This is a genomic window from Pseudomonas oligotrophica, assembly GCF_021726475.1.
Lineage (GTDB): Bacteria > Pseudomonadota > Gammaproteobacteria > Pseudomonadales > Pseudomonadaceae > Stutzerimonas > Stutzerimonas oligotrophica.
The window spans coordinates 69,424-81,846 of sequence record NZ_JAKJRU010000009.1 but is presented as its reverse complement, the minus strand read 5'-3'; the positions used below and the strand labels follow the sequence as shown (position 1 = coordinate 81,846).

Annotated in this window: 14 protein-coding genes; 9 read left to right on the top strand and 5 right to left on the bottom strand. The window is 70.0% G+C overall.

Annotated elements, in window-relative coordinates:
* The first annotated feature begins 30 nt into the window (after positions 1-30).
* Together L3N39_RS17905 and L3N39_RS17900 are read left to right on the top strand one after the other, a co-directional pair.
* On the top strand, positions 31-855 hold the full coding sequence (locus L3N39_RS17905) for an NYN domain-containing protein (RefSeq protein ID WP_237258774.1): 825 nt from the start codon (positions 31-33) through the stop codon (positions 853-855).
* Positions 856-950: 95 nt separating this feature from the next.
* On the top strand, positions 951-1,331 hold the full coding sequence (locus tag L3N39_RS17900) for a hypothetical protein (RefSeq protein WP_237258773.1): 381 nt from the start codon (positions 951-953) through the stop codon (positions 1,329-1,331).
* 20 nt (positions 1,332-1,351) lie between these two features.
* On the opposite strand, the gene L3N39_RS17895 is transcribed toward L3N39_RS17900, so the two are convergent.
* Positions 1,352-1,681, bottom strand: coding sequence for a four-helix bundle copper-binding protein (locus L3N39_RS17895; protein ID WP_237258772.1), 330 nt, complete (start codon positions 1,679-1,681; stop codon positions 1,352-1,354).
* Positions 1,682-1,866: 185 nt separating this feature from the next.
* Here L3N39_RS17895 and L3N39_RS17890 point away from each other — a divergent pair, with 185 nt between their 5' ends.
* The 3 genes from L3N39_RS17890 to L3N39_RS17880 all read left to right on the top strand — a co-directional run bounded on the left by L3N39_RS17890 (position 1,867) and on the right by L3N39_RS17880 (position 4,041).
* Entirely contained in the window at positions 1,867-2,469 is a 603-nt protein-coding gene (locus L3N39_RS17890; RefSeq protein WP_237258833.1) for an IMPACT family protein, read from the top strand.
* 369 nt (positions 2,470-2,838) lie between these two features.
* Positions 2,839-3,789 carry an adenosine deaminase gene (locus tag L3N39_RS17885; protein WP_237258771.1) on the top strand — a complete coding sequence of 317 codons (951 nt, stop codon included), beginning with the start codon at positions 2,839-2,841 and terminating at the stop codon, positions 3,787-3,789.
* Between the two features lie 90 nt (positions 3,790-3,879).
* The gene (locus tag L3N39_RS17880) at positions 3,880-4,041 is read left to right on the top strand and encodes a hypothetical protein (protein ID WP_237258770.1); all 162 of its coding nucleotides are present in this window, start codon (positions 3,880-3,882) and stop codon (positions 4,039-4,041) included.
* Here the strand turns inward: L3N39_RS17880 and L3N39_RS17875 are convergent, their stop codons facing one another.
* Positions 4,042-5,214 (bottom strand): multidrug effflux MFS transporter, encoded by a 1,173-nt coding sequence (locus tag L3N39_RS17875; RefSeq protein ID WP_237258769.1) that lies wholly within the window; start codon positions 5,212-5,214, stop codon positions 4,042-4,044.
* 182 nt (positions 5,215-5,396) lie between these two features.
* Here L3N39_RS17875 and L3N39_RS17870 point away from each other — a divergent pair, with 182 nt between their 5' ends.
* On the top strand, positions 5,397-6,047 hold the full coding sequence (locus tag L3N39_RS17870; RefSeq protein WP_237258768.1) for a TetR family transcriptional regulator: 651 nt from the start codon (positions 5,397-5,399) through the stop codon (positions 6,045-6,047).
* An 8-nt stretch (positions 6,048-6,055) separates the two neighbouring features.
* Here L3N39_RS17870 and L3N39_RS17865 read toward each other — a convergent pair whose 3' ends face one another.
* Entirely contained in the window at positions 6,056-6,247 is a 192-nt protein-coding gene (locus tag L3N39_RS17865; RefSeq protein WP_237258767.1) for a heavy-metal-associated domain-containing protein, read from the bottom strand.
* 142 nt (positions 6,248-6,389) lie between these two features.
* Between L3N39_RS17865 and L3N39_RS17860 the strand changes: the two genes are divergently transcribed.
* Both L3N39_RS17860 and cueR read left to right on the top strand, forming a co-directional pair.
* Positions 6,390-8,801: a heavy metal translocating P-type ATPase gene (locus L3N39_RS17860; RefSeq protein WP_237258766.1), complete on the top strand. Its 2,412-nt coding sequence runs from the start codon at positions 6,390-6,392 to the stop codon at positions 8,799-8,801.
* Positions 8,798-9,202, top strand: a complete 405-nt coding sequence (cueR, locus tag L3N39_RS17855; protein ID WP_237258765.1) for a Cu(I)-responsive transcriptional regulator — start codon at positions 8,798-8,800, stop codon at positions 9,200-9,202. The genes L3N39_RS17860 and cueR overlap by 4 nt, the downstream gene beginning before the upstream one ends.
* Positions 9,203-9,239: 37 nt before the next feature.
* Here the strand turns inward: cueR and bfr are convergent, their stop codons facing one another.
* Positions 9,240-9,704 (bottom strand): bacterioferritin, encoded by a 465-nt coding sequence (gene bfr, locus L3N39_RS17850; protein ID WP_237258764.1) that lies wholly within the window; start codon positions 9,702-9,704, stop codon positions 9,240-9,242.
* Positions 9,705-9,851: 147 nt separating this feature from the next.
* Between bfr and L3N39_RS17845 the strand changes: the two genes are divergently transcribed.
* Complete coding sequence (locus L3N39_RS17845; protein WP_237258763.1) at positions 9,852-11,081, top strand: BaiN/RdsA family NAD(P)/FAD-dependent oxidoreductase; 1,230 nt, start codon at positions 9,852-9,854, stop codon at positions 11,079-11,081.
* Between the two features lie 12 nt (positions 11,082-11,093).
* On the opposite strand, the gene L3N39_RS17840 is transcribed toward L3N39_RS17845, so the two are convergent.
* Positions 11,094-12,419 carry an RNA helicase RhlE1 gene (locus L3N39_RS17840; protein WP_237258762.1) on the bottom strand — a complete coding sequence of 442 codons (1,326 nt, stop codon included), beginning with the start codon at positions 12,417-12,419 and terminating at the stop codon, positions 11,094-11,096.
* Positions 12,420-12,423: the final 4 nt, after the last annotated feature.

The window sequence follows — 12,423 nt, the reverse complement described above, 5'->3', positions numbered from 1 at the left end:
GTCGGCGCATCGTCATTACCGGGAGCCACCATGGCCGCCAAGCCCGTAGCACCGAACAAGCAACGCCACCTGGCCGTGTTGATCGACGCGGATAACGCACCGGTGGCCATCGTCGAAGGCCTGTTCGAGGAGATCGCCAAGTACGGCGTGGCCAGCGTCAAGCGCATCTACGGCGACTGGACCAAGCCGAACCTGGGCAGCTGGAAGAAGGTGCTGCTCGATCATTCCATCCAGCCGATCCAGCAGTTCGCCTACACCTCGGGCAAGAACGCCACCGACAGCGCGCTGATCATCGACGCCATGGACCTGCTCTACACTCGGCGCTTCGACGGCTTCTGCCTGGTCTCCAGCGACAGCGACTTCACCCGCCTGGCCGCGCGCATCCGCGAGGAGGGCCTGACCGTGTACGGTTTCGGCGAGCAGAAGACCCCCTCGCCGTTCGTCTCGGCCTGCGACAAGTTCATCTACACCGAGATCCTGCGCTCCGACGCCAAGGCTGCGGCGGCCGATGACAAGCCGCTCGCCGCGGTGCCCGAGCCGGCCGCCATGCCCAAACCCGGCGCCGCGGACAAGCCCGCACCCATCGAGTGCCAGCAGGTACCGGTGGAGTTCATCGCCAAGGTGCTCGACGACATCTCCGAGGAAGACGACTGGGTGCAGCTCGGCACCCTCGGACAGAACATCAGCAAGCTGCGCCCGGCCTTCGACCCGCGCCTGTACGGCTGCAACAAGCTCAGCGAGCTGATCCGCGCGCAGCCCGGGCATTTCGAACTCGAGGCGCGCGGCAGCGGCAGCGCCGGCGGCAAGGACCTCTATGTCAAGGTGCGCAAGCCCCGCCGCAGCGCCAAGCGCTAGCCGCACGGTCATCTGCTGCAACATTTGCCTGGCACAGCGGCGAACCTCGCCGCGCTTCGTCCCTCCAAGCACTACCTGTGCATGGAGGAGACATCATGAGCAAACCGCTGCTGGCCACCTGCGCCCTGCTGGGTGCCGCGCCGTTCGCCCTGGCGCAGACGCCCGAGCCCGAGGTGATCACCCACCTGAACGGGCTCGACGTGCGCATCAGCCCGATGGGCGTACCGGCCCGCACCGATGCCATCGACGGCGAGTTGCTCGGCATCCGCGCCATCAAGGTGATGAACAACAGCGCCCAGCCGGTCACCTGCGAGTTCCACGTCCCGGCCGAAGCGCGTTCCGATACCTCGGCGCCACCGGTGTTCAACGTCGCGCCGAACACCCAGCGCACCGAGCGAGTCCCCGGCGACTACACCCCGGGCGAGCCGTTCGCCGAGATCACCTGCCGGGGCAGCGAGGCCGGCAGCGCCCGCTGACCCGGCCCGCCCGGCCGCCCTCAGGCGGCCATGCGCTCGCATTCCTCGGCGCAGCGGCGACAGGCCTCGGCGCACTTCTGACAGTGCTCGGCCTGGTGCTTGCCGCATTCCTCGCCACAGGCCCGACAGATTTGCGCGCAGAGCCTGCACAGGGCGGCGGCCTGGGCGCTGTCGCGGCTCATCAGGCGGGCCGCCAGCGCGCACAGGTCGGCGCAGTCACGGTCCAGTTCGATGCAGCGCGCCATCATCTTCACGTCATCCTCGCGCAGGCAGGCTGCCGCGCAGGTCTCGCAGACCAGCGCGCAGTTGGAACAGGCTTCGATACAGGCCTGGTATTTGGCGTTGAGCATGGGTGCCTCCTCGGTTTGCAATGAGACGAGTGTTCGGCAGCCCGGCATTCCCCGCGCTGCCGCCCTCCTGACTAGGGGCAGCACCCGCGCCGGCGAAGTTCAGCCCGATCGACCCAGTGGTCGACGACGCGGGGCCAGGCCGAGCGATTACAATGGCGTCCCCGCTCACCGGCCGTTGCTTCGCTATGCCCTTCACCCTCGCCGAGCCCTGTGAATACCAGGAGCTGATCCACAAGAGCCGCTTCCTGGTCCGCGCGGCGCCGATCCAGACGCCCGAACAGGCGCAGGCCTTCATCCAGGCGGTCAGCGACCCGGGCGCCACGCACAACTGCTGGGCCTGGAAGCTCGGCCAGCAGTACCGCTTCAGCGACGATGGCGAGCCCGGCGGCACCGCCGGCCGGCCGATGCTCAGCGCCATCGAGGGCCAGGACTGCGACCGCGTGGTCGCCGTGGTGACGCGCTGGTTCGGCGGCATCAAGCTGGGCACCGGCGGGCTCGCCCGCGCCTACGGCGGGACCACCGCCAAGTGCCTGCAACAGGCCGGGCGCATCGAGCTGGTGACCCGCAGCCGCTGCCGGACCCATTGCCGCTTCGCCGAACTGGCGCTGGTCAAGGCGCGACTGGCGGAGTTCGAGGCACTGGTGGAGGACGAAAGCTACGACGCCGAGGGCGCCAGCCTGCTGCTCGCCCTGCCGCGGCAGCAGATCGCTCCGCTGGCCAGGCTGCTGGCCGATATCAGCCGCGGGCGCAGCCAGCTCGAGCCGCTGGACGACCCACAGAAAGTGTGAGCTTCGCTGTGGATAACCTCTGGACGTCTGGCTGCGAGCAGCGTGGCTCGGGGCCTGCGCGAAACTGATCAGTTTTTGCTCAAATTGGACGCTGTACGCTGAGGCAGCTTGCAAGACCTTGATTTCAGGCACTTTTAGCGGGGCAAAATGGCCATTAAAGCGCCATCAGCCGGTACTGGAAAAGGTTTGCGGTTATGCCCGTTTTTCGTGGAAAACCTTGTGGATAAAACTGGGAGTAATTTACCGATCCCAGTCTCCGTGCGGCCTGCGGCCAGCTGCGCAGAAAATGTACAGCACGCGGCCTACCCATCCCCCTTGCCGCGCAAGGCTGGCTAGAATGCCTGGCACCCCGACGAAGAGAAGACCCCGATGCGCGACTGGCTGAACAACCTGCCCAAGGCCGAACTGCACCTGCACCTGGAAGGCTCGCTGGAGCCCGAGCTGATGTTCCGGCTGGCCGAACGCAACAAGATCGTCCTGCCCTGGCGCGACGTCGAGGCGCTGCGCAGCGCCTACGACTTCAACAACCTGCAGGAATTTCTCGACCTCTACTATGCCGGCGCCGACGTGCTGCGCACCGAGCAGGATTTCTACGACCTGACCTGGGCCTACCTGCAGAAATGCGAGGAACAGAACGTGGTGCACACCGAGCCGTTCTTCGACCCGCAGACGCACACCGCCCGCGGCGTGCCCTTCGAGGCCGCGCTGGAGGGCATCAGCGCCGCCCTCGCCGATGGCCGCGAACTGCTCGGCATCAGCAGCGGGCTGATCCTCAGCTTCCTGCGCCACCTGCCGGAAGAGGACGCCTTCAAGACCCTGGAGCAGGCGCTGCCCTACCGCGACGCCTTCTTCGCCGTCGGCCTGGACAGCTCCGAGGTCGGCCACCCGCCGAGCAAGTTCCAGCGCGTGTTCGACAAGGCCCGCGGCGAAGGGCTGCTCGCCGTCGCCCACGCCGGCGAGGAAGGTCCGCCGGAATACATCTGGGAGGCGCTGGACCTGCTCAAGGTCAGTCGCATCGACCACGGCGTGCGCGCCGCCGAAGACCCGCGGCTGATCGCCCGGCTGATCGAGGAGCAGATCCCGCTGACCGTCTGCCCGCTGTCCAACACCCGGCTCAAGGTGTTCGGCCACATGCGCGAGCACAACATCCTCCAGCTGCTCGAGCAGGGCGTGAAGGTCACGGTCAACTCGGACGACCCGGCCTATTTCGGCGGCTACGTGACGGAGAATTTCCTCGCCCTGCACGAGCACCTGGGCATGGACGAGGCGCAGGCCAGGCGCCTGGCGCAGAACAGCCTGGATGCGCGCCTGGCATTTTGACGCAGCCCCAGGCATGACCCCGGTCAAACGCGACCGGGGCGGCCGGGCCTATGGTGAAGCCCCCTTTTTGCCAAGCCGGGAGTGATCCTGATGAAGATCAACATTCGTCCGCTTCGTTCGACCGAGAACCGCTGGCAGGTCGACCTCGACCATCACCGGGTGAGCTTTCGCAGCGAGGCCGAGGCGCGCCACTTCGTCGCCACCCTGCAGCGCCGCATCGCCGAGCCGCACGCGCTGCCCAAGGCCGGCTGATCAGCCGCTGGTGGCGCGTGCGGTGGCGTAGGCCACCAGCGCCGCCAGCAACCCACACGCGGCGATCACCGCCGCCATCGGTACTGCCGTGCCGTCGTGCAGCGCACCGACCAGCGTGGCCGCGGTGGCCGCCAGGCTGAACTGCAGGCTGCCGAGCAGTGCCGAGGCGCTGCCGGCGTTGGCCCGCTGGTCGGCCATGGCACAGGCGGTCGCGTTGGGCAGCAGGCAGCCGAGCGACGCCACGCAGCCGAACAGCGGGATCAGCAGCGGCCAGAGCGCCACCGGCCGCGCCGCGGCGATGGCCAGCAGCAGCAAGGCGCTGGCGAAGTAGAACCACACCCAGCGACGCACCCAGAACTCCGGCCCGCGCCAGCGCATAAGCCGCACGTTGACCTGCGCCATCAGGATGAAACCGGCGGCGTTGATGCCGAACAGCCAGCCGTAGTGCTCGGCCGGCACCCCGTAGAGTTCGATGAACACGAACGGCGAGCCGGCGATGTAGGCGAACATCCCGCCCATGCACAGCCCGCCGCTCAGCGCGTGGCCGATGAAGAAGCGATCGGCGAACAGCCCGCGGTACTTGCCCAGCGCCCCACTGATCGGCGCCCGCGGCTGATCCGCCGGGATGGTTTCCGGCAGCCACAGCAGAACCGCCAGCAGGCAGGCCGCACCGAACAGCGCCAGCAGCACGAAGATCGCCTGCCAGCCAGAGCTGGCCAGCAGCGCACCGCCGGCCACCGGCGCGAGGATCGGCGCCAGGCCCATCACCAGCATCAGTTGCGAGAACACCTTGGCGCTGGCCAGCGGATCGCAGCGGTCGCGCACCACCGCGCGGGCGATCACCATTCCCGCGCAACCGCCCAGGGCCTGGACGAAGCGCGCGGCGACCAGCCACTCCAGCGATGGCGCGAAGGCTGCCGCCAGCGAGGCCATGGCGAACAGCGCGACACCCGCCAGCAGCGGCCGGCGCCGGCCGTAGCGGTCGGCCAGCGGGCCGTATACCAGCTGGCCGAGGGCGAGGCCGACGAAATAGGCGGCCAGCGACAACTGGACCTGCTCGACGTCGGTGGCAAAGGCCCTGGCCAGCGCCGGGAAGGCCGGCAGGTACATGTCGATGGCCAGCGGGCCGAAGGCGCTGAGCGCGCCCAGGATAAGCAGGATCCGCAGAGGCATTGCAGGCTCGTCAGGCAGAAAGGTGGGCGATCTGCGCCCGCGAACTGGCGCACAGGCGTTTACACGAGCCGAAGATGCTGTTACATACACCGCCGATTGTAAACCTGCAAAACGACAGACAGCCCGTCACCGTTTCGCCAGCCCCGCCGGCACGGCGGCGCGGCCACTGCCTGGAGATGTCGATGCGTCGAACCAAAGAAGACGCCGAGAAGACCCGCCTGGCCATCCTCGAATCTGCCGAACGGCTGTTCCTCGAGCGTGGCGTGGCGCACACCAGCCTCGACCAGATCGCCCGTGACGCCGGGGTGACGCGCGGCGCGGTCTACTGGCACTTCGAAAACAAGGCGCACCTGTTCCACGCGATGCTCGACCAGGTACGCCTGCCGCCCGAGCAGATCGCCGAGCGCCTGAGCGCCTGCGAGGAACGCGACCCGCTCGGCGCATTGCGCGTGCTGCGCGAACTCTTCTGCGAGGGGCTGACTGCGCTGGGCAGCAATCCGCAGAAGCGCCGGGTGTTCACCATCCTGCTGCACCGCTGCGAGTTCACCGAGGAACTGCGCGACGCCCAGGAGCGCCACGAAGCCTTCATCAACCAGTTCATCGAGCTGTGCGAGACGCTGTTCAGCAAGGCCGCCGACCGCCTGCTGCCGGGCGTCACGCCGCGGCTGGCGGCGCGCTCGATGCACGCGCTGATCGTCGGGCTGTTCAGTGACTGGACCCGCGACAACGCGCTGTTCGACCCGATCGGCGACACCGCGGCGCTGGTCGACCCGCTGTTCCGCGGGCTGATCCGCGACTGGGAACAGGTGGTGCCGGCGGGCGGTGCCGGCTGAGCAAGGCCTCAGTCGACCCGGTAGCCCTCTTCCTCGATCGCCGCGCGGATCGCCTGTTCGCTCGGCGCCCCCGCGACGCTCACCGTACCGGCGGCCAGGTCGACCTTGACCTCGGCCTGCGCATCGAGCGCCTTGATCGCCTGGATCACCGCGCGCTCGCAGTGGCCGCAGGTCATGCCTGTCACCTTGAAGACTTGCATCGGATACCTCCTCATCGGTTGTCGCGGCGATTGTCGACCCTGCCACCGGGGCAAGGTCAACTGCGCCGAATTGCCGCCCGGGCTTGACCTTCCCACAGGGTCAAGGTCAAAGCTTTGCAGCAATCGATCCGGGAGAGAGCAGATGACCCAGACCAGCTACACCCTGCCGGTCACCGGCATGACCTGCGCCAGCTGCGCCGGGCGCATCGAGCGCGCCCTGCGCAAGCTGCCCGAGGTGCAGTCGGCGACCGTCAACCTGGCCCGCGAGCAGGTCCACGTGGAGACCGGCGCAAGCTCCGTGGAAGCGCTGATCGAGGCCGTGGAAAAGGCCGGCTACGGCGTCGCCCTGAGCAGCCACGAGCTGCTCCTGGGCGGCATGACCTGCGCCAGCTGCGTCGGCCGCGTCGAGCGCGCGCTGCGCAAGGTGCCCGGGGTGCGCAGCGCGGCAGTCAACCTGGCCAGCGAACGCGCGCAGGTGCAGGCCCTCGCCAGCCTCGATCCGCAGGTGCTGGTCGAGGCCGTCGTCGCGGCCGGCTACCAGGCGCAGCTGGCGGGCGCCGAGCGCCCCGCCACGGATGGCGCCGAGCAGCGCCTGCGCCGCGAACGGCTGGCAGTGATCGCCGCCCTGCTGCTCGCCGCGCCGCTGGTGGTGCCGATGTTCGCCGACCTGTTCGGCCAGCACTGGATGCTGCCGCCGTGGCTGCAGTGGCTGCTGGCCACACCGGTGCAGTTCGTCCTCGGCGCCCGCTTCTACGTGGCCGGCTGGAAGGCGGTGCGTGCTCGCGCCGGCAACATGGACCTGCTGGTCGCCCTGGGCACCAGCGCCGGCTACGGCCTGAGCCTGTACCAGTGGTGGGCGACGCCGGCCGGGCAGATGCCGCACCTCTACTTCGAAGCCTCGGCGGTGGTCATCGCGCTGGTGCTGCTCGGCAAGTACCTGGAAAGTCGCGCCAAGCGCCAGACCAGCGCCGCCATCCGCGCACTGGAAGCACTGCGCCCCGAGCGCGCCCGGCGCCTGGTGGACGGCCGCGAGGAAGAGGTCGCGATCGCCGCCCTGGTGCTCGGCGATGTCGTCGTGGTGAAGCCGGGCGAGCGCTTTCCCGTCGATGGCGAGGTGGTCGAGGGCAGCAGCCAGGCCGACGAGGCGCTGATCAGCGGCGAGAGCCTGCCGGTCGACAAGCAGCCCGGCGACCGTATCACCGGCGGTGCGATCAACGGTGAGGGGCGCCTGCTGGTGCGCGCCACCGCGCTCGGCGGCGAGACGGTGCTGGCGCGCATCATCCGCCTGGTGGAGGACGCCCAGGCGGCCAAGGCGCCGATCCAGAAGCTGGTCGACCGGGTCAGCCAGGTGTTCGTCCCGGCCGTGCTGGTGATCGCCCTGGCGACCCTGGCCGGCTGGCTGCTGGCCGGCGCGCCGGTCGAAACCGCGCTGATCAATGCCGTCGCGGTGCTGGTCATCGCCTGCCCCTGCGCACTCGGCCTGGCGACGCCCGCGGCGATCATGGCCGGCACCGGCGTCGCGGCCCGCCACGGCATCCTGATCAAGGCCCCCGAAGCCCTGGAGATCGCCCACGCGGTCACCGCGGTCGCCTTCGACAAGACCGGCACCCTCACCTCCGGCAAGCCGGAGATCGTCCACCTGCAGGCCGTCGCCGGCGACGAGCGCGAGGTGCTGCGCCTGGCCGGCGCGCTGCAGCGCGGCAGCGAGCATCCGCTGGCACGCGCGGTGATCGAGCGCTGCGGCGCGCTGGAGATCGCCCTGCCCGAGGTCCAGGCCAGCCAGGCGCTGGCCGGGCGCGGTATCGCCGGCCAGCTGGAAGGTCGCGAACTGGCCCTGGGCAACCGTCGCCTGCTCGAGGAGAGCGGCCTGGCCGCTGGTGCCCTGGGCGAGCAGGCGCAGCGCTGGGAAGCCGAGGGCCGTACGCTGTCCTGGCTCATCGAACGCGCCCCGGCAGCCCGCGTGCTCGCCCTGTTCGCCTTTGGCGACAGCCTCAAGGACGGTGCGGCGGCCGCCGTGGCCGCGCTGCACGGGCGGCACATCCGCAGCCACCTGATCACCGGCGACAACCGCGGCAGCGCGCGGGTGGTGGCCGAAGCCCTGCGGATCGACGACGTGCATGCCGAGGTGCTGCCGGCCGACAAGGCGGCCACCGTCGCGGCGCTGAAGCACGGCGGCGCCACCGTGGCGATGGTCGGCGACGGCATCAATGACGCCCCGGCGCTGGCCGCCGCCGACGTCGGCATCGCCATGGGCGGCGGTACCGACGTGGCCATGCACGCCGCCGGCATCACCCTGATGCGCGGCGACCCGCGCCTGGTGCCGGCCGCGCTGGACATCAGCCGGCGCACCTACCGCAAGATCCAGCAGAACCTGTTCTGGGCCTTCATCTACAACCTGATCGGCATCCCGCTGGCGGCGCTGGGCTTTCTCAGCCCGGTGGTGGCCGGCGCGGCGATGGCCATGTCCAGCGTCAGCGTGATCAGCAACGCCCTGCTGCTCAAGCGCTGGCAGCCGGGCATACTCGGGGCGCAACGCCGGGAGGAACGGCCATGAACATCGGCCAGGCCGCCAGCCGCAGCGGGCTGTCGGCGAAGATGATCCGCTACTACGAGTCCATCGGGCTGATCAGCCCCGCCGGGCGCGGGGCCAATGGCTATCGGCGCTACAGCGAGGACGACCTGCACCGCCTGGCATTCATCAAGCGCTCGCGCGACCTCGGCTTCTCGCTGGAGGAAGTCGGCAAGCTGCTGGCGCTGTGGCAGGACCGCCAGCGCGCCAGCGCCGACGTCAAGGCGCTGGCCGGCGCGCATATCGAGACGCTGAACCGGCGCATCGCCGAGCTGGTGTCGCTGCGCGACACCCTGCAAGAGCTGGTCGACCATTGCTCGGGCGACCATCGACCGGACTGCCCGATCCTGCGCGAGCTGGAGTCGGGCGGCTGTTGCGAGGGGTGAGGCCGGCAGCCACGCCAGGGCGGCGCCGGCGCGCCGGTCAGGCCTGGGACTGCAGGTAGTTCTGCAGGCCGACGCGGTCGATCAGGCCGAGCTGCTGCTCCAGCCAGTAGGCATGGTCTTCCTCGGTGTCGTGCAGCTGCGCGGCGAGGATGTCGCGGGTCACGTAGTCGCCGTGGCTCTCGGCCAGGGCGATGCCCTTGGCCAGCGCCTCGCGTACGCGGTACTCCAGCGCCAGGTCGCTGCGCAGCATGTCCGGCACGTTCTGCCCCGGGTGGATCGCCTCCGGCGTCATGTCCGGCGTGCCCTCGAGGAAGAGGATGCGCTGCAGCAGCGCATCGGCATGCTCGGTTTCCTCCTGCATCTCGTGGTTGATGCGTTCGTAGAGCTTCTCGAAGCCCCAGTCGGCGTACATGCGCGAATGCAGGAAGTACTGGTCGCGCGCCGCCAGCTCGCCGCGCAGCAGCTCCTTCAGGTAGTCGACCACCGGTGCCTGGCCTTTCATGAATCGGTCCTCGGGTAGGATTGCCACAAGGCGGCAAGGATCGTGGCTGGGCCCGGGGCGGTCAAGCGCCGGGCGTTGCCGCGTCGTCGCAGCCGCGCGGGCGGCGGCCGGCTACAATGCGCGCCTCCCATTCACAGAGCATTGCAGATGAGCGCCGATTCCGCCTCCCGCATCGCCATCGTCGGCGGCGGCCCTGCCGGGCTGATGGCCGCCGAAGTGCTCGCCCGCGCCGGGCTGCGCGTGGATCTCTACGACGCCATGCCCTCGGTGGGGCGCAAGTTCCTGCTCGCCGGCGTCGGCGGCATGAACATCACCCACGCCGAGCCCTTCGCCGACTTCCTCGGCCGCTACCGCGAAGCCCGGGCCGCGCTGCAGCCGATGCTCGAGGCCTTCGCCCCGGACGCGCTGCGCCAGTGGATCCATGCGCTGGGCATCGACACCTTCGTCGGCAGCTCCGGCCGGGTCTTCCCCACCGACATGAAGGCCGCACCGCTGTTGCGCGCCTGGCTCAAGCGCCTGCGCGAGGCCGGCGTGCAGATCCACACCCGCCATCGCTGGCTGGGCTGGGACGACCAGGGCGCGCTGCGCATCGCCGGCGCCGACGGCGAGGTCCACCCGGCGCCGGCGGCCACCCTGCTCGCCCTCGGCGGCGGCAGCTGGGCCCGGCTCGGCTCGGACGGCGCCTGGGTGCCGCTGCTGGAAGCCCGCGGCGTGGCGGTCGCCCGGCTGCAGCCGGCCAACTGTGGCTTCGAGGTCAGCGGCTGGAGCGAGCACCTGCGCGGAAAGTTCGCCGGCGCACCGCTGAAGACCGTCGCCCTGGCGCTGCCGGGTTGCACGCCGCGGCGCGGCGAGTTCGTGCTCACCGCCAGCGGCATCGAGGGCAGCCTGGTGTATGCGCTGTCAGCAGAGATTCGCGAGGCCATCAACCGCAGCGGCAACGCCCGGGTCGAACTGGACCTGCTGCCCGACCGCTCCGCCGCGCAGATCGCCCAGGCGCTGGCGCGGCCGCGCGGCTCGCAGTCGATGGCCAAGCACCTGCATCGCCAGCTGCGCCTGGACGGGGTCAAGGCCGCGCTGCTGCGCGAACTGACCGATGCCGCGACCTTCGGCGACCCGCAGGCGCTGGCCGCGGCGATCAAGGCCCTGCCGATCACCCTGCTGCGCCCGCGGCCGCTGGACGAAGCCATCAGCAGCGCCGGCGGCGTGCGCTTCGCCGAACTGGACGAAAACCTGATGCTGCGCCGGCTGCCCGGCGTGTTCTGTGCCGGCGAGATGCTCGACTGGGAGGCGCCCACCGGCGGCTACCTGCTGACCGCCTGCCTTGCCAGCGGTCGCGCCGCCGCCGAGGGCATGCTGCGCTGGCTGGCCGGGCGCTGAGGCTGGCGCGGGTCAGCGCTTGTTCTTCGCCGGCTTGCCGCCCAGGCTCGGCGCCTTGCGCACCGGCCGGGCGTTGGGCTTTTCGTTCTCGTCGAACCAGTTGCCCAGGTGGATACGCCCCTTGCCAGGCACCTCCTTGGGTTTTTTCGGCTTCTTCGGCTTCTTGATCACCTGGCCGCCCACGGCGGTGGCCGGCACGCGATGCTCGGGAATGAAGTCGGCGTGCTCGTGACGCACCAGCAGTTGGCCGATCAGCGTCTCGATCGCCGCCAGCTGGTCGACCTCGTCGGCGGCGACCAGCGAGACCGCCTCGCCACTGGCGCCGGCACGGCCGGTACGGCCGATGCGGTGCACATAGTCCTCGGCGACGATCGGCAGATCGAAGTTGACCACCTGCGGCAGGTCCTGGATGTCCAGCCCGCGGGCGGCGACATCGGTGGCCACCAACACCTGCACCTCGCCGGCCTTGAAGCGCTCCAGCGCGCGCAGGCGGCTGGGCTGCGGCTTGTCGCCATGGATCGAGTCGGCGGCGATGCCGGCCTGCGCGAGCGCCTCGACCAGTGCATCGACGCCCTTGCGCGTCCTGGCGAAGACCAGCACCTGGCCCCAGCGGCGCTCGCCCAGCAGTTGCAGGAACAGCTCGGTCTTGCGCTTCTTGTCCACCGGCATCAGCCACTGCTTGACCGTCTTCGCCGCGGCGTTGCGCGGGCTGACCTCGATCGACAGCGGGTCGCGCAGCAGCTCGCCGGCCAGCTGGCGGATGGCGTCGGAGAAGGTCGCCGAGAACAGCAGCGTCTGGCGCCGTTTCGGCAGCGCGGCGAACAGTTCGTCCAGCTCGCGGGCGAAGCCGAGGTCGAGCATGCGGTCGGCCTCGTCGAGCACCAGGATCTGCAGCTGGGCGAACTTCACCGCGTTCTGCCGGTACAGGTCGAGCAGCCGCCCGGGGGTGGCGACCAGCACGTCGATACCCTTGCGCAGGGCGAGCATCTGCGGGTTGAGGCTGACCCCGCCGTACACCGCATAGCTGCGCAGCGGCAGCGCCTGGCCGTAGGTGCGCAGGCTCTGGTGCACCTGCTCGGCCAGTTCGCGGGTCGGCACCAGCACCAGCGCGCGGACCGAATTGCCGGCCACCTTCGGCCCGTCGGTGCACAGCCTTTGCAGTACGGGCAGGGCGAAGCCGGCGGTCTTGCCGGTGCCGGTCTGCGCCGCGCCCATCAGGTCGCGGCCCTTGAGCACGGCAGGAATGGCCTGGGCCTGGATCGGCGTCGGCTGGCGGTAGTCGAGGGTTTCCAGGGTCCGCAGCAGCGGTTCGATCAGGCCGAGGGAGGCGAAGGTCATGGCA